Origin of the sequence: Clostridium saudiense (assembly GCF_000577815.1) — a bacterium.
Lineage (GTDB): Bacteria > Bacillota > Clostridia > Clostridiales > Clostridiaceae > Clostridium > Clostridium saudiense.
Genome location: NZ_CBYM010000014.1, coordinates 39,600 through 56,555 on the forward strand (window position 1 = coordinate 39,600; position 16,956 = coordinate 56,555).

Genomic DNA, 16,956 nt, shown 5'->3' on the forward strand with positions numbered 1-16,956 from the left:
ATTAATTACATATAAAATTTAATTGTATTTTTATAATAATTAGATTATAAATTTTAACTATATAAAAGGATGGGAATAGATATGACTAAAATAAATTTGCATGGTGAATGGAATTTTCAATTAGATAAAGATAAACAAGGATTAAATAATGAATTATATAAAAAAGAATTAAATGATACAATTACTTTACCAACAACAACTTCTGAAGCAAAGAAAGGTGAAATAAATACTGATAGAGAAGTTGGATATCTTACTGATTTATACAAATTCGAAGGATTTGCTTGGTTTTCTAAAGAAGTAGAATTTCCAAATAAAAGTGAAAATGATTATATAGAATTAATAATGGAAAGAACAAGGATAACACACCTTTGGATAGATGATAATTATGTGGGAACATATAATAGTTTATGTACATCTCATCATTACGATATTACCCCTTATGTAAACAATAACAAGCACAAGGTAACTATAATGGTTGATAATACCTCATATCCAACAAAAGGTGGACATATGACTTCACCAGATACTCAAACAAATTGGAATGGAATTACTGGGGAAATTTCTATTAAAATTACTAATAAAACTAGATTATCAAATGTTAAGTTTTATCCTAATATCGAAGATAAATCTGTTATAGTAAGAGGAAATATTTTAGGTAATAAAATAGAAAAAGTTTCATTGACAGCTTTTGATGAGATTAAAGTATTTGATAAAAAAGGTTATAACATAAATAATAATTCATTTGAAGTAAAGTACTTAATGGGAGAGGATGTTCAACTTTGGAGTGAATATAATCCACATACTTATAAAATGAAAATACAAATTCAAAATGAAGAAAAAGTTATAAATGAAGATACTTATTCATTTGGTATGTTATCTTTTAAAACTAATGAAAAGAAGTTTTTAATAAATGGACAAGAGACTTTTCTTAGAGGAAAACATGATGGGTTAATTTTTCCTTTAACAGGATATGCACCAACAGATTTAGAAAGCTGGATAAAGGTTTTAAAAACATCAAAGGAATACGGTATTAATCATTATAGATTCCATACATGCTGTCCACCTAAAGCTGCTTTTGAGGCAGCAGACATTGTTGGTATTTATATGGAACCAGAACTACCTTTCTGGGGGACAATAACAACAAAAGAAGATGAAAATCATGATGAAGCTATGGAAGAGTATTTAATTAAAGAAGGATATAGAATGTTAGATGAATTTGGTAATCATCCATCATTTGTTATGATGTCTTTAGGTAATGAATTATGGGGAAGCAAGGAAACTCTAAATTCTATTTTAAAGGGATATAAAGAATATGATAATAGACATCTTTATGTACAAGGATGTAATAACTTCCAATGGGCACCATGTATTTTAGAAGAGGATGATTTCTTTAGTGGAGTTCGTTTTACAGGTGATAGATTATATAGAGGTTCTTATGCAATGTGTGATGCTCCACAAGGTCATATACAAACAGACGCACCAAATACAATTCATAATTATGATGAAATAATAAGACCAACTTCAAAGAAAAAAAGTTCAGCAGGGGAAGTTGGAGTTAAGCAAATTCAATATGGAACTGGAGTAAAAGAAGTACTTGTGTCTGAAACAGAAGAGTTTATTCCTAAGGTACCAGTTATTTCACATGAAATTGGACAATATGAAACTTTTCCTAATTTCAAAGAAATAGATAAATATACTGGAGTATTAAAAGCTAGGAATTTCGAAGTGTTTAAAGAGCGTTTAGAGGAAAAAGGATTAATTGATAAGGCTGATATGTACTTTAAAGCATCAGGTAAATTAGCAGCAGAATGCTATAAAGGTGAATTAGAAACAGCATTTAGAAGCAATGAATTAGCAGGATTCCAATTGCTAGACTTGCAGGATTTTAGTGGACAAGGAACTGCTTTAGTAGGGATTTTAGATGCTTTTATGGATAATAAGGGAATAATATCATCAGAAGAATGGAGAGAGTTCTGTTCGGATTGTATATTGCTTGGAGAGTTTTCAAAGTATGTATGGGATGCAGGAGAAAAATTTAAATGTAATATAAAACTTACTAATTATAGAAAAGAAATTAAAAATTGCAATATGGTTTTAAAGATAGAACTTGTGAATGAAACAAGTTGTCTATGGAAGGAAGAAGTAATAGTAAGTAAACTTGCTATTGGTGTAAATAATTTATCAACTGTAAGCTTTCAATTACCAAAATGTGAAGTACCACAAAAATATACATTTAAATTAACAATTGAAGATTTAGATATATTAAATCACTATGAGTTATGGGTATATCCTATAGTCCCAGAATTAGATAAAGAAAATATTATTATTACTGATGATTTATTAGAAGTGATAAGTGGAGTTTCAAATAATAAAAAGATATTATATTATCCAAAAGAAGAGGAAAATATAAATTCAATTGAAGGAACTTATTGTACAGATTTCTGGTGTTATCCAATGTTTAGATCTATTTCAGAAAGTATGGGTAAACCTATACCAGTAGGAACAATGGGATTATTAATAAATGATAAACATCCTGCATTAATGAATTTTCCATGCGAGTTTTATTCAACTCCACAATGGTGGGATATTATTATGAATTCCCGTTTATCTATTTTAGATAATGTTAAGATTGATCCAATTGTACAAATGATTGATAATTTTGAGAGAAATCATTTGTTAGGATTAGTTTATGAATTTAAAGTAAATGAAGCTAAAATTTTAGTTTGCAATTCACCCCTTAAAGAAATAGTGGATAGTAGTCCAGCAGAATGGCTTCAATATAGTTTAATTAAATATATGGAAAGTAAAGATTTTAAGCCAGAGAAAACTATTAGGATAGATACGTTTAATAGTATATTTAATAGTAAGTAATAGAGATAAAAAATGATGTAGCCTCCGAGTCAATTATTCAAATTGGATTAGGAGGCTTTATTATCTTTTTCTTGTATCTCTCTTATAAGCATACATTACCTCCAGTAAAAAGTGTTTATTATAACTATTATAACAAAGAAAGCTCTTTTAACTTAAAAAATAATATATTTAATGTAAAAATAATAGAAAAATGTAATTGTTATCACATAAAAGAGGGATATTTCATGATATAATAAAAAAATAAATAAAAATAAGAATGTAAAAATACGAGATATAATTATGTTATTTTTATATTTAGTTTTATTAAATAATTAGATATTAAGTAGGGGGGTAAATATTATGAAGAAATTTATAAAAGAACAGGTGCTAAAAGTAGTAGATACACTTGAGACTATAATAGGGGTACTTTTAGCAATTTGTATTGGAATATCTGTTATATATCTAATTTTTGATATTACATCGGTATTCTCATTTAGAAATAATTTAGATGCATTTAATGATTATCTTTCAATAGCATTTAACTTTGTTATTGGAATAGAATTTATAAAGATGTTATGTAAACATACACCAGAAACTGTAATTGAAGTTTTACTTTTTGCTATTGCAAGACAATTAATAGTTGAACACATGACAATATTCCAAAATTTAATAGGGGTACTAGCTATAGCAGCATTGTTTGCTACAAGAAAGTACTTATTTTATAACTTTGATGAAGTTGATAAAACTATTTATAGAAGTAGTGAAAGAGTAAAAAGGATAAACTTTTTAGAACATATCGATATACCACATGAAAATAAAGAAGATACATTAGAAGATATTGTACTAAAGGAAATAGAAGCAAGAAAACTAGAGTTAGGCACAGGAGTATGTATTTATTATCCAGGATTTGCATTAAGAGTAGCAAAAATAACAAATAATGTTGTAACAAGAGTTGAAGTTATACGTTCAATGAAAAAGAAATAAGGATTTAATTATAAAAAAGAGAAGTTGCACAACTAAGTAAATAGGGTACAACTTCTCTTTTTATTATTATAATATGAATTATGGATTGGTAAATAAATCTATTGTAAAATATTAAATATGATGATTTATTCTAATGTATTTAACAGTAATAAACATTTTGTTTATGTTAAGTTTATTATTTAGTATCATTATTAATTTAATTACTACAGTTATTACAGGGGTTTTAATGTATATATCATTTGCTCTAGGAATTTTAAATGAAAAAAATATTACAGGTATAATGGTATTACCTATAATTACATTAGTTTCATGTATTTTAATAGGTGTTGTAGTTTCTGCATGTTCAAGTAGAGCTGTATTAAAAAATGTTAGAGAGTTTATCGAAGCAACAGATAAACTATCACGTGGAGATTTTTCAGCCCGTTTAAATATAAGAAAGCCACCTGAATTTAGAATATTATCTAAAAATTTTAATACAATGGCAGAAGAATTAGGTAGTATTGAAGTATTACGTACAGATTTTATAAATAATTTTTCTCATGAATTTAAAACACCAATTATATCTATTAAAGGCTTTGCGGAAATTTTAAAGGATGATGATCTTTCTAAAGAAGAAAGAAATGAATATTTAGATATAATTATAGAAGAATCTAAAAGGTTAACATCACTTGCTACTAATGTTTTAAATCTTTCTAAAATTGAAACTCAAGCTATATTAAAAGAAAAGCAGATGTTCAATATAGGTGAGCAAATTCGTCAAAGTATATTACTTTTAGATTCTAAGTTTCAGTCTAAAAATATTTCATTAGATATTAATATTGAAGATTGTAATATATATGCTAATAAAGAAATGCTAAATCAAGTATGGCTAAATTTATTAGATAATGCAATTAAATTTAATAATGAAAATGGATTAGTTAGTGTTAATATGAAGAAAAAAGAAAAGGAAATTTTAATTACTATTATAGATTCGGGAATAGGAATTTCTAAAGAGGTCGTATCTAAAATATTTGATAAATTTTATCAAGAAGATACTTCTCATTCAACTAAAGGTAATGGACTTGGTCTTACTATAGTTAAGAAAATAATAGAATTGCATGGTGGAACAATAGAATGTGAGAGTATTGTTTCAAAGGGAACAAAATTTACAATAATATTGCCAATAGAGCAAATATAAAAATTAAATACAATGTAATTTATTTAAGAACTGATAGCTACTATAAATTTAGTGGTTATCAGTTTTTTTATTTCTAATAATTAAATTAATAAAAGGTAGATTAAGTTTATTTTCAGTTAATTTTTATAATATATGATTTAATCAAGACATCAAGGAAGGAGATTTAATATATGTTAAAAATATTTAAAAACTTTAAGGGGAAGGAATGGATACTTTTAATTATTAGTATTGCATTTGTAGTTTCACAAGTATGGCTTGATTTAAAATTACCAGATTATATGAGTGAAATTACACAACTTGTACAAACACCAGGAAGTGAGATGAGTGAAATTTTAACTTCAGGTGGATGGATGTTACTTTGTGCATTAGGAAGTTTAGTAGCTTCTATTATTGTTGCTGCTTTAGCGGCAAAAATAGCAGCTAATTTGTCTGCAAGACTTAGATTTAAAATGTTTGATAAGGTTCAATCATTTTCTATGGAAGAGATTAATAATTATTCTACAGCAAGTTTAATTACACGTTCTACAAATGATATTAATCAAATTCAAACATTTATAGTTATGGGATTACAAGCTTTAATAAAAGCTCCTATACTTGCAGTATGGGCGATACTAAAGATTGTAGGTAGAAACTGGCAACTATCATTAACTGTAGCTGGTGCAGTTGTAGTATTAATATTAATTGTTGGTACTTGTATTGTGTTAGCTCTTCCAAAGTTTACAAAACTTCAACAATTAACAGATAACTTAAATCGTGTTTCAAGAGAAAATCTTTCGGGAATTTCTGTTACTCGTGCATATAATGCAGAAAAATATCAAGAAGATAAATTTGAAGTTGCAAATAATGATCTTACAAAAGTTAACTTGTTTACAAATCGAGTTATGGCAGTATTAATGCCAAGTATAACATTTATAATGAGTGGAGTTAGTCTTGCTATTTATTGGGTTGGAGCAGTATTAATTCAAAATGCAAATATTACTGAAAAAATGGGATTATTTTCAGATGTTATAGTATTTTCATCATATGCAATACAAGTAATAATGGCATTTATGATGCTTGTTATGGTATTTATTATAATGCCACGTGCAACTGTAGCAGCAAAAAGAATTAATGAGGTATTAGAGACTAAAATTACTATAAAAAATGGAACAAATACACAATCACCAATTGGAGTATTAGGACAAGTTGAATTTAAAAATGTTAGTTTTAAATATCCAGATGCAGATGATTATGTTATAAAAAATATTAGTTTTAAAGCTAATAGAGGAGAAACAATTGCATTTATAGGAGCAACTGGTGCTGGTAAAAGTACATTAATTAATCTTATTCCACGTTTTTATGATGCTACAGAAGGTGAAGTATTAGTGGATGGAGTTAATGTAAAAGAATATGATCAAAAATATCTTAGAAATAAATTAGGATATGTTTCTCAAAAGGTTACTTTATTCGAAGGAACAGTTGAATCAAATGTAGCATTTGGAGAAAATGGCAAATCAGAAATTACAAAAAATGATGTTATTTATGGGGTATATGCAGCACAAGCAGCTGAGTTTGTTGAAATTTTAGATGGAGAATATGATGCTCATATTTCACAAGGTGGTACTAACCTTTCAGGAGGTCAAAAGCAACGTTTATCAATAGCAAGAGCAATAGCACGTTATCCAGAAATATTAATTTTTGATGATTCATTCTCAGCTCTTGATTACAAAACAGATAGCAAACTTCGTAAATTCTTGAAAAAAGAAAGTATAGGAACAACAATGCTTGTCGTAGCTCAAAGAATAAGTAGTATAAGAGATGCAGATAAGATTATTGTATTAGAAGATGGTCAAATGGTTGGTATAGGAAAACATGATGAATTAATGAAAACATGTAATGTATATAAAGAAATTGCATACTCTCAACTTTCAAAGGAGGAATTAGCTGTGGACATGGAAGCAGCTTGTTCAGATATTTCAGAGGAGGAGGTTGTATAATGAATAGAAACAAAAGTAAAAATTCAGAAAAAAGTTTAAGTAAGCTTATAACTTATTGTAAAAAATATATTCCAGTAATAATTATTGCTTTGACCAGTGCAGTTATAGGAACTATATTAACTATAATAGGACCTGATAAGCTATCAGAAATGACAGATATTATTACAGCTGGGATAATGACTAGTATTGATTTAGATAAAATAGCATCAATAGGACTAACATTAGTTGCTATATACGTAATTAGTGCAATTTTAACTTTTGCTCAAGGTTATATTATGGCAACTATTACACAAAAAGTTTCTAAAAACTTAAGAAGTGATATTTCTAAGAAAATAAATAAATTACCAATGTCATATTATAACAATAATACTACTGGGGATTTACTTTCTCGTGTTACAAATGATGTAGATACTATAGGGCAAGCGTTAAATCAAAGTGTTGGAACATTAATTAGTGCAATATGTTTATTCTTTGGTTCTTTAATTATGATGTTAAAGACAAATGTCATAATGACAGTAACTGCAGTACTAGCTACAATGATTGGTTTTGCACTAATGATGATAATTATGAAAAGCTCTCAAAAGTATTTTATGAGACAACAAGAATATTTAGGAAAAATTAATGGACATATTGAAGAAGTATATTCAGGGCATACTATTGTAAAAGCCTATAATGCAGAAGAACAAATGGATAATAAGTTCAGGGCTTTAAATTCAACACTTAAAAATAGTACATTTAAAGCTCAATTCCTATCAGGATTAATGATGCCTATTATGACATTTATAGGAAATTTAGGATATGTTGCAGTTTGCGTAGTAGGTGCAGCTCTTGCAATGAATGGTAATATTTCTTTTGGGGTAATTGTAGCATTTATAATGTATGTTCGTTACTTTACTCAACCTTTAGCTCAAATGGCTCAAGGAGTTCAAAATTTACAATCAGCAGCTGCTGCAAGTCATCGTGTTTTTGAATTTTTAGAAGCAAAAGAAATGGAAGATGAAAGTCATAAGACTAAATCACTTGAAAATGCTAAAGGAAAAGTAGAATTTAAAAATGTTAAGTTTGGTTATGAAGGATCAGATAGAATAATAATCAATGATTTTTCTGCAATTGCAAAGCCAGGTCAAAAAGTTGCCATAGTTGGGCCTACAGGGGCAGGTAAATCTACACTAGTAAATTTACTAATGCGTTTTAATGAAATTAATAGTGGTGAAATTTTAATTGATGATATTCCTACAAGTTATTTAACAAGGGAAAATATTCATGATTTATTCTGCATGGTACTACAAGATACATGGTTATTTGAAGGTACAATTAGAGAAAACCTTGTATATAACAAAGAAGGAGTAAGTGATGAGGTTATAAAAGAGGCATGTAAAGCAGTTGGTTTAGATCACTTTATTGAAACATTACATGATGGATATAACACAATTTTAAATGATAAAGTTAATTTATCTGCAGGACAAAAGCAACAGCTTACAATTGCAAGAGCAATGATTAAAGATGCTCCAATGTTAATTTTAGATGAAGCAACAAGTTCAGTAGATACAAGAACAGAGCTTTTAATTCAAAGTGCAATGGATAAGCTTATGGAAGGAAGAACATCTTTTGTTATAGCTCATAGACTTTCAACTATTAAGAATGCTGATGTTATTCTTGTATTAAAAGATGGAGATATTTTAGAGAGTGGAAATCATGAAGAGTTACTTGCTAAGGATGGATTCTATGCAGAGTTGTATAATAGTCAATTTGAACAGGTAGCTTAATATAGAAAAAAGTAATAAAGATTTATTTCTTTGATTACTTATTGAAAAATAAGAATATATATCTAAAATATATTTATAAATTATTGTAATAGATATATAATATACACAAAGAGATGATGTTGTTAAACAACACCGTCTCTTTGTTTTTTTTAGATGGAATTAAAATGCAGCTAATTCACTAATTCAAAGAATGAAAGAATAAGGCAATTTTTAAAAAGTATATTATAGAGTTTAATAATCCAATAAGAATTTACCTCTTTTTTAGTGGATTAAATTTTGGCAAATATATTGGAAAAAGTTGAAGTTTAAACTAAATTTAATTATACTAAAACAGTTAAAGGTTAAATTATTTAAACTTATAAAAACAAATGAATGAAAATATAAAGAAGTATTGGCAAGAAAAATCTAGAGCTTAAGGAGAATAAAATGGAATTTAGAAAATCGATAAAATCAGATGTTAGTAGAATAATGGAAATTATTAGACAGGCTCAAGAGTATTTTAAATTACAAGGAATTAATCAATGGCAAAATAATTATCCAAACAAAGAAGTAATAAATAATGACATAGATAATGGGCAAAGCTATGTAATGTTAAAAGATAATAATATAGTAGCAACTACAGTTGTTTCATTTAAAGAAGAAAAATCATATGAAAATATTATTGATGGTAAATGGATTACAAATGATAAATACGGGGTAATTCATAGAATAGCAGTAGATAGTAATTATAAAGGATTAGGTTTATCGCATGAAATTATTAAATATTCAGAAGAGCTTTGCTTAAGCAATAATATACATAGTATTAGAGTTGATACTCATGAGGAAAATATACCAATGCAAAATTTACTTAAGAAAAATAATTTCAAATATTGTGGAATTATCTTTTTAGAAGATGGTGCAAAAAGAATAGCTTTTGAGAAAACTATATAAAAATAAAAGAGTAATAGTAGAAAAGGGGAAGTAAAGATGATAAGACCAATTGTAAAAGATGAATTATTTTTAGCTCAAAAATCAGAAGATGCCAATAAAGAAGATGCAAGCATAATTGAAGATTTAATAGATACATTAAGAGCAAATATTGAAGAGTGTGTTGGAATGGCTGCAAATATGATAGGCGTTAAAAAGCGTATTATAGTGTTTGCTGCTGGAGAGTTAATAGTACCAATGGTAAATCCAGTTATTTTAAAAAAGCAAAAAAGATATGAAGCAGAAGAATGTTGTTTATCATTAACTGGTTTTAGAAAAGCTATAAGATATGAAGAAATTGAAGTAGAATATTTAGATGCAAATTTTAATAAACAAAAGCAAAAATTTACTGGGTTTGTAGCTCAAATTATTCAACATGAAATAGATCATTGTAATGGAATTATAATATAGTAAAATTATTTTATATACAAAAGAGGTATCTTATGAATAAAAAGAGAAATATAATAATAGCTATACTACTTGGACTATTTATTTTAGGAAGTATAGTATTTGTAGCTATAAAGGTTGAAAAGCAACCTGAAATAAAAGAAGATATAAAAAAAGAGGAAACAAATGAAAAAGTAGATTCAGATATAATGGATTTCCTTAATGCAATTGCGGGAGTTAAAGCTGAAGAACTAGAAATAATAAATAACCCTATAATTGGAGTTAAAGGTAAAATATTTGTACCAGAAGAATCAATAGTAAATGGTATAAATTACTTTTTAGAAAAGACAAAAAATAATAAAATGAGTAACTTAGAAGCAGTTACTGAAGACAATAATATTAGTTTATATGTTAATTATGCAGTTACAGATAAAATTAGTACACCTATTAAGGTTGATATATCGCCTAATTTAAATGAAAATAAGGACCTAGTTATTAATATTGGATCAGTAAAGATTCTTGATTTAAAGTTAGCTGATTTTATTGTAAATTTAGCATTAAAAACTTTCATTAAAGACTGGTTTGTAAATAGTGATATTATAGTAGCGTATGAAAATAATAAAGTAATAATTTCTAAAGAAAATTTTAATGGAATAGATTTAAATTCTATTTTAGTAAGTGATGAGGGAATAACTTTAGATATGATGATTGATGCAAATATATTACAAAAGTAAAATTAAACTGCACATGAATTATAATATGGTATGAAATAATTTATAATAATGATTTTGGAGTGAAAAATATATTAAATGAAAAAGATTCACAAAGTAAAAGTGCTTTGTGAATCTTTTATTTTTATATAATTAGTAAATTTTAGTAATTGGCTTTTGCTTTTAATGCAGGAATAAATGTTTTAAACAAAAATAAGCAAAGACAAACAGCTGCAAAGATTATTCCTATAGGATATGCTATTGTTGTTGAAAGTTTAAATCCTTCTTCTGCATATAAAATATAAGTACAGCTTACAGCGGACATGAATGTTGCCGGTAATGCTGCAATTAATGATGAAGCAGGTTTAGCAACTTTAGCATATTTAGCAAGATATACAGAGCCTGCCCAAAGTACGATCATAGCTAATGTCTGGTTAGACCATGAGAAATATCTCCAAACAACAGAGTAATCGATAAGGGAAATTAAATATCCAATTCCAAGAAGAGGTACTGCTAACATAAGTCTCTTAGGAATTTTAGTTTGGTCAATTTTAAACCAATCTGCAATGGTAAGCCTTGCACTTCTAAAGGCTGTATCACCTGAAGTAATTGGACAAACAATAACACCAATCATTGCAAGTACACCACCAAATTTACCTAGTAAACCAATAGACATTTCATAAACAGTAGATGAATTACCACCACCAGCTGCAAGTAATCCACCAGTACCCTTATAGAAAGCAACACCAGCTGAAGCCCAAATAAGAGCAATTATACCTTCAGCAACCATTGCGCCATAAAAGATCTTTCTGCCGTTTTTTTCATTATTAATGCAACGTGAAATTATTGGTGATTGAGTTGCATGGAAACCAGAAATAGCACCACATGCAACGGTTATAAACATTAATGGCCAAATTGGAGCACCATTTGGATGAAGATTTTCAAAGGTAATTTCCATCATTGGATTAGTTCCACTATGAGCAATTGTTGCACCTGCAATACCAAGAGCCATAACTATTAGACATATACCAAATATAGGATAAAGTTTACCTATGATTTTATCAATAGGTAATAAGGTAGCTAAAAAATAATAAATTAATACAACGATTGTCCAAAATGTAATATTCATAAAATTTGGAGTAAGCTTTGCTAAAAGACCAGCAGGGCCTACCATAAATACGACCCCAACCATAACAAGTAGAATTACTGAAAAAACTCTCATAACATTTTTCATTACTTTTCCTAAGTAAATACCAACTATTTCAGAAATACTAGCACCATCATTTCTAACTGATAACATACCACTTAGAAAATCATGAACACCTCCGGCTAATATAGTACCAAAAACAATCCAAAGATATACAGATGGTCCCCATATAGCTCCAGATAAAGCACCAAATATTGGTCCAAGACCCGCTATGTTAAGAAGTTGAATTAAGAAAGATTTCCAAGGTTTCATTGGCATATAGTCAACTCCATCTGGATGAACTAAAGCTGGAGTTTTTCTATCAAATTCTGGACCAAATACCTTTTCAACAAGTTTACCATAAAGAAAATAGCCAAGAATTAAAATAGCTAGACAGACAAAAAAACTAATCAAAATAAGTCCTCCTTGAATAATTATTTTTGAATATAACAGTAGTAATAAAACGTTTACAAAAGATATCTTTTAGTAAAAATATATGTAGCTAATATATTTATTAGTACTAAATTATAATAATTTGTTAGTACCTAATTTGTAATAGATTTTTATAAATTTAATATTATTATATCTTTTTGTAAATATTATTTATGTGATTTTAAACATAAGGAGACGAATTAATGAAAAGAGAACATTATATAGTAAATGGAATAGCAAATGAAAATATGAAAACACAAATTAAAAATTCACTTGAAAAAATAGATGGAGTAAATAATGTTTGTGTGGATATGTCAAGGGGAAGTGTTGAAGTTATATATAACAACCCAGCTACAGAACAAGAAATAAGAAGTTGCATAGAAAATACTGGCCATAAAATAGAATAAGAAATAAGCAATAAATAAGGTTAATTTTTTTAATGAAATTAACTTTATTTTTTTGTAAAAATTAAAGAGAGTATTTGTATTATATAAATGAAAAGTTAAAAAATATGGCTTTAATATTTTCATTATTTAGTAGCGATTTAGAATGAAAATCTAGAATATATAATGTTAAAAAAAATAGAAAAATAGAGTTTTAAAAGAAAAGTGGTGAATTATGACACAAATTCAGAACAATAGCATTAGACTTTTCATAATATAAACTAAAGGAGTGTGTTAATTATGAAAATTGCAGTTAGAGGAGGACATTGTCCAAATGTTCCAGGATCAAGTGCTTTAATAGATGAATTGACAGAAGATAGATTAGTAAAAAATGCAGTAATTAAATATTTAAAACAATTAGGAATAAATGTTCTTGATGTTACACCACCAGATACAACTTCATCTTCATCTTCAGACTTAAGTTATGGGGTTAATGAAGCTAATAATTGGGGTGCTGACTTATTTGTATCAATACACTTTAATAATGCTTATAGCTCTTATAATGGAGCGTTAGGAACTGAAGTATGTGTTTATTCTGAATATGATACAGCTAAAAGAGTCGTTAATAAAATGGCTTCTTTAGGATTTAAAAATAGAGGACAAAAGGTAAGAACTGGTTTGTATGAATTGAGGCATACTAGCATGAAATCAATGATAGTAGAAGTTTGTTTTGTTGAAGCAACTGAAGATGTTGCTTTATATAAGAAGCTCGGTTATGATAAAATTGGTAAGACAATAGCAGAGGCTATAGTCAATAGTTCTACAAATTCAACAGACTCTACAACACCTGAGCCTACTCCATCAAACCCACCAACTACTAATTATGATAGCTGGGTGGCTAGATTACAAGAAGAATGCAATAAACAAGGTTTTTCAAATCAAAAGGTAGATGGTATTGCAGGTCCTAATACTTTAAATGGATGCCCTATGTTAAAGCAAGGTGCTAGGGGCAATATTACAAAGTTACTTCAAGAAAAATTAGGTATAAGTGCTGATGGAATTTTTGGAGCTAATACTAAAGCAGCAGTTATTTCTTATCAAAAAGCTAATGGATTATCTGCTGATGGAATTGTAGGACCTAATACTTGGAAAAAATTATTAGGTTTATAATTATTTAAGTCAAGGATTATTGGACAAACCTTAAAGTTTAATATGGTGTTGTTCATATCCTTGCTTTTCTTATTTCCATGGGATATAATGCACTTTAGTAATTAGGATTACCAATATAAGGAGAAAGAAAAATGAATAATTTACTAAAACTAAAAAGAAAAGACGGAGTAATGGTAGATACACAATTAATAGAATTAAAATTATCAGATATAGATAAGATAATGGAGCTTCAAGAAGCTATAATAAATGGATTAGAAAATAAAGAAATTTATGCAGAAACAGAAAAAGATGAGTTTGAAGAATATTTAAATGGTAAGGGAAAAGTAATAGGATATGTAACAAGTGATCATGAGCTTATAGCAATGGGCGTATATGTTAGTAAGGGATACGATGAATCTAATTATGCATATGATTTAGATTTATGTGGCGAAGATATATTAAAGGTCGGACAAATAGAAGCAACTATAGTAAAAGATGAATATAGAGGAAATAAACTTCAAAAATTGATGTGTGAAGAATTAGAAAAAATAGCAAAGGAAAATAATAATGAATTATTATGTGCTACAGCATCACCTTATAATAAATTTAGTGTAAATACATTTATAAATTTAGGTTATGAAATAAAAAAAGACAAATTAAAATATGGTGGTTTAAGAAGATATGTTTTAGTTAAAAATTTATATGTAAATAACAAATAAGAACAGTCAAGAGTAGAAGTTAAAGTAATATTAAATACCTTTTCTGAATAGTATATGATGTACAGAATAAAAAAACTATATATCATAAATGAAAAGGAAGGATTAGAATGGATAATTTAGTATTCAACATAAGTGAAAGATGTGAAAATGGTAAAAAGGTACGAATGAATGGACAAATTCCATGTATTATTTATGGAAGAGATCTTAATAAGGCTTTATCTGCAAAAATCACTAAAAGAGAGTTGATTAGATTATTAGGATATCCTAAGAGTTCTGTAGTATCTTTAAATTTAAATGGAGATTATAAGAAATGCATAGTAAAAGAAATGCAAAAAGATCCTTTTGGAAAGATAATTCATATAGATTTCCAAAGCATAAGTAAAGGTGAATTAGTAAAGCTAAAAATACCAGTAATATTCTATGGACAAGAAGCACTAGAAGCAAAAGGATTATTATTAGAATCATTTGTTAATGAGGTTGAATTACAAGGGGAAGTAGGTAAGTTCCCAGATAATATATCTATTGATGTATCTAAATTAGAAGAAGGAAACCAAATACTTGTTAGAGATTTACCTATTTCAAAGGATATGGTAATTGAAGGCAATGTTGATTTAGCAGTAGCTAAAATTAGTTATAGAACAAATAATGTAAGTGAAGATGAATCTGAAGAATAAAAGATAAGGGATGGCATATGCCATCCTTTATTAATGTACAATTAAAATTGAAAATGTTAAAAAATAAGAGAAATAGCGCAAATAGCATAAATGATATTAATTGCTCCAAAGATTATACCTAAAATAGCTAAGACTTTTCCTTTTTGTTGATTTTTAGATATTTGAGATAAACCAATTGCAGAAAAAACTACAGCTAAAATTCCTACAATACCAAAAAAGTTAAGGAAAAAAGAAATAATTCCTAAAACAAATCCTACGATTGCAAAAACATTATAAGAATTTTTAGTAGTAATTATTTGATCATCTTTATTATTATCCAAATTAAGTACCCCCAGCATTGATTAATATAGTATATGATTAATAATTAGCAATAATGATAAAAGAAATATAATTGTATAAAAAATAATTACTAATGCATTTGTAAGAAAATGAGAAAAAAATACTAAAAAAGGAATATAATTTAACATATATGCACATAATAATCTTGCTGATTGGTTTAATTTGCAATATATAGAATCATTATTAAAAATGGTGATAAAAAGAAAATCACATCTAAATAGATTTGATATAGGAAGTGAAAAAATGTTTTAAATATTAATAAATAATAATTAATTAATTTATTAAAGAAAGAGGATATAAAAATGAACAATATAAACGTAGGCGATAGTTATTATACTATTGAATCAGATCATAAAACATTACTGGAATTAAAGGTATCAAATGTAGAGAATAGAGGAAATGAAAATTTAATATTCTTAACTAGTGACAATAATTGTGATTATTGGAATGGGGCGTATTCTGTAAGTGATTCTAATATTGGTAAGTTTATCTTTTCTTCAAAGGAAGAAGCCATTGAAGCAACAAAAGCATATAAAAAGTAATAGATTTTTCTAAATAGAGAATAGTTTTATTAATTATTATAAAGCTATTCTCTATTATTTTTATATTTATACTTTTAAATAATATACTCGTAAATGAGAATAAAATAAAAAGAAAAAATATAGTACATACTATAATAAAGTAATCAAATTCTTTTAAACAAACAATAAAAAATGGATGTGATTTAATAATGAACGAAGCTATAAATGATAATATTTTTAAAAGTTATACTTTAGACTATGTAGGAAAATATCATTTTTATGAAGAAGAAGAATTTATAGAAGCTGTTAAAGATGGAGAATATATATTAAAAAATTTAAAAGAGAGCAATCGATTTGATTATAATCAAGCATCCTATACTTTTACTAAGTTTGGAAATATAAGTGAAGGAATTACTGAAAAAGATGTTAAACTAGAAGTAGAGAAAAATAATATAAACGTAAAATTAAATGGAAAAACAACGCATTTAGATTTAATTTACAAAATGGAGATTAAAAAATTAGAGGATCACTATAGAGTTGCAACAAGAATAAGTGAAAGGGATGGTAATTTATCTGCTTTATTATATATTAATTTAAAAGATGGAGAGGAATGTCTAAATGCATTAGAAGCCGTAAGAGATTATCAAGAAGAATTGAAAAACTGTATCAGTGAAGAAAATTAAACATAATTTTAAATAAAAAATATCGCTAGCTTCTGTAAGTTAGCGATATTTTTT

The 16,956-nt window shown here is 27.1% G+C and carries 16 protein-coding genes; 14 read left to right on the plus strand and 2 right to left on the minus strand.

What is annotated here, in order from left to right:
• Positions 1–81: 81 nt before the first annotated feature.
• From TY07_RS08760 to TY07_RS08795, 8 genes are all read left to right on the plus strand, one after another.
• Entirely contained in the window at positions 82–2,871 is a 2,790-nt protein-coding gene (locus TY07_RS08760) for a sugar-binding domain-containing protein (RefSeq protein ID WP_042398240.1), read from the plus strand.
• A 339-nt stretch (positions 2,872–3,210) separates the two neighbouring features.
• Entirely contained in the window at positions 3,211–3,834 is a 624-nt protein-coding gene (locus tag TY07_RS08765; RefSeq protein WP_042398243.1) for a hypothetical protein, read from the plus strand.
• Positions 3,835–4,060: 226 nt separating this feature from the next.
• The gene (locus TY07_RS08770) at positions 4,061–5,011 is read left to right on the plus strand and encodes a HAMP domain-containing sensor histidine kinase (RefSeq protein ID WP_242833243.1); all 951 of its coding nucleotides are present in this window, start codon (positions 4,061–4,063) and stop codon (positions 5,009–5,011) included.
• Positions 5,012–5,181: 170 nt separating this feature from the next.
• A complete protein-coding gene (locus TY07_RS08775) occupies positions 5,182–6,987 on the plus strand; it encodes an ABC transporter ATP-binding protein (protein ID WP_042398249.1) in 1,806 nt (601 codons plus the stop codon).
• Complete coding sequence (locus TY07_RS08780) at positions 6,987–8,753, plus strand: ABC transporter ATP-binding protein (RefSeq protein WP_042398252.1); 1,767 nt, start codon at positions 6,987–6,989, stop codon at positions 8,751–8,753. Before TY07_RS08775 ends, TY07_RS08780 begins: the two co-directional genes overlap by 1 nt.
• Before the next feature lie 426 nt (positions 8,754–9,179).
• Positions 9,180–9,683 carry a GNAT family N-acetyltransferase gene (locus tag TY07_RS08785; RefSeq protein WP_042398256.1) on the plus strand — a complete coding sequence of 168 codons (504 nt, stop codon included), beginning with the start codon at positions 9,180–9,182 and terminating at the stop codon, positions 9,681–9,683.
• A gap of 36 nt (positions 9,684–9,719) precedes the next feature.
• On the plus strand, positions 9,720–10,130 hold the full coding sequence (locus TY07_RS08790) for a peptide deformylase (protein WP_042398259.1): 411 nt from the start codon (positions 9,720–9,722) through the stop codon (positions 10,128–10,130).
• Between the two features lie 32 nt (positions 10,131–10,162).
• The gene (locus TY07_RS08795; RefSeq protein WP_042398262.1) at positions 10,163–10,840 is read left to right on the plus strand and encodes a hypothetical protein; all 678 of its coding nucleotides are present in this window, start codon (positions 10,163–10,165) and stop codon (positions 10,838–10,840) included.
• Positions 10,841–10,979: 139 nt separating this feature from the next.
• On the opposite strand, the gene TY07_RS08800 is transcribed toward TY07_RS08795, so the two are convergent.
• Positions 10,980–12,416: a carbon starvation CstA family protein gene (locus tag TY07_RS08800; protein ID WP_042398265.1), complete on the minus strand. Its 1,437-nt coding sequence runs from the start codon at positions 12,414–12,416 to the stop codon at positions 10,980–10,982.
• Positions 12,417–12,637: 221 nt separating this feature from the next.
• Here TY07_RS08800 and TY07_RS08805 point away from each other — a divergent pair, with 221 nt between their 5' ends.
• The 4 genes from TY07_RS08805 (at position 12,638) to TY07_RS08820 (ending at position 15,359) form a co-directional block, all read left to right on the plus strand.
• Complete coding sequence (locus tag TY07_RS08805; protein ID WP_042398268.1) at positions 12,638–12,841, plus strand: heavy-metal-associated domain-containing protein; 204 nt, start codon at positions 12,638–12,640, stop codon at positions 12,839–12,841.
• Between the two features lie 276 nt (positions 12,842–13,117).
• Complete coding sequence (locus TY07_RS08810) at positions 13,118–13,987, plus strand: N-acetylmuramoyl-L-alanine amidase (RefSeq protein ID WP_042398271.1); 870 nt, start codon at positions 13,118–13,120, stop codon at positions 13,985–13,987.
• Between the two features lie 131 nt (positions 13,988–14,118).
• Positions 14,119–14,685: a GNAT family N-acetyltransferase gene (locus tag TY07_RS08815; RefSeq protein WP_042398274.1), complete on the plus strand. Its 567-nt coding sequence runs from the start codon at positions 14,119–14,121 to the stop codon at positions 14,683–14,685.
• Positions 14,686–14,792: 107 nt separating this feature from the next.
• Complete coding sequence (locus TY07_RS08820) at positions 14,793–15,359, plus strand: 50S ribosomal protein L25 (protein ID WP_042398276.1); 567 nt, start codon at positions 14,793–14,795, stop codon at positions 15,357–15,359.
• 56 nt (positions 15,360–15,415) lie between these two features.
• Here TY07_RS08820 and TY07_RS08825 read toward each other — a convergent pair whose 3' ends face one another.
• The gene (locus TY07_RS08825) at positions 15,416–15,679 is read right to left on the minus strand and encodes a DUF4190 domain-containing protein (protein ID WP_052330662.1); all 264 of its coding nucleotides are present in this window, start codon (positions 15,677–15,679) and stop codon (positions 15,416–15,418) included.
• A 321-nt stretch (positions 15,680–16,000) separates the two neighbouring features.
• Here TY07_RS08825 and TY07_RS08830 point away from each other — a divergent pair, with 321 nt between their 5' ends.
• Both TY07_RS08830 and TY07_RS08835 read left to right on the plus strand, forming a co-directional pair.
• Positions 16,001–16,240, plus strand: coding sequence for a hypothetical protein (locus tag TY07_RS08830; RefSeq protein ID WP_042398281.1), 240 nt, complete (start codon positions 16,001–16,003; stop codon positions 16,238–16,240).
• 188 nt (positions 16,241–16,428) lie between these two features.
• Complete coding sequence (locus tag TY07_RS08835) at positions 16,429–16,902, plus strand: hypothetical protein (protein ID WP_042398284.1); 474 nt, start codon at positions 16,429–16,431, stop codon at positions 16,900–16,902.
• The last annotated feature ends 54 nt before the right edge of the window (positions 16,903–16,956 follow it).

What these genes read in the sequence shown, in the direction of transcription:
- TY07_RS08760 (WP_042398240.1), top strand. Translation starts at nt 82, where the DNA reads ATGACTAAAATAAATTTGCATGGTGAATGGAATTTTCAATTAGATAAA.
- TY07_RS08765 (WP_042398243.1), top strand. Translation starts at nt 3,211, where the DNA reads ATGAAGAAATTTATAAAAGAACAGGTGCTAAAAGTAGTAGATACACTT.
- TY07_RS08770 (WP_242833243.1), top strand. Translation starts at nt 4,061, where the DNA reads ATGTATATATCATTTGCTCTAGGAATTTTAAATGAAAAAAATATTACA.
- TY07_RS08775 (WP_042398249.1), top strand. Translation starts at nt 5,182, where the DNA reads ATGTTAAAAATATTTAAAAACTTTAAGGGGAAGGAATGGATACTTTTA.
- TY07_RS08780 (WP_042398252.1), top strand. Translation starts at nt 6,987, where the DNA reads ATGAATAGAAACAAAAGTAAAAATTCAGAAAAAAGTTTAAGTAAGCTT.
- TY07_RS08785 (WP_042398256.1), top strand. Translation starts at nt 9,180, where the DNA reads ATGGAATTTAGAAAATCGATAAAATCAGATGTTAGTAGAATAATGGAA.
- TY07_RS08790 (WP_042398259.1), top strand. Translation starts at nt 9,720, where the DNA reads ATGATAAGACCAATTGTAAAAGATGAATTATTTTTAGCTCAAAAATCA.
- TY07_RS08795 (WP_042398262.1), top strand. Translation starts at nt 10,163, where the DNA reads ATGAATAAAAAGAGAAATATAATAATAGCTATACTACTTGGACTATTT.
- TY07_RS08805 (WP_042398268.1), top strand. Translation starts at nt 12,638, where the DNA reads ATGAAAAGAGAACATTATATAGTAAATGGAATAGCAAATGAAAATATG.
- TY07_RS08810 (WP_042398271.1), top strand. Translation starts at nt 13,118, where the DNA reads ATGAAAATTGCAGTTAGAGGAGGACATTGTCCAAATGTTCCAGGATCA.
- TY07_RS08815 (WP_042398274.1), top strand. Translation starts at nt 14,119, where the DNA reads ATGAATAATTTACTAAAACTAAAAAGAAAAGACGGAGTAATGGTAGAT.
- TY07_RS08820 (WP_042398276.1), top strand. Translation starts at nt 14,793, where the DNA reads ATGGATAATTTAGTATTCAACATAAGTGAAAGATGTGAAAATGGTAAA.
- TY07_RS08830 (WP_042398281.1), top strand. Translation starts at nt 16,001, where the DNA reads ATGAACAATATAAACGTAGGCGATAGTTATTATACTATTGAATCAGAT.
- TY07_RS08835 (WP_042398284.1), top strand. Translation starts at nt 16,429, where the DNA reads ATGAACGAAGCTATAAATGATAATATTTTTAAAAGTTATACTTTAGAC.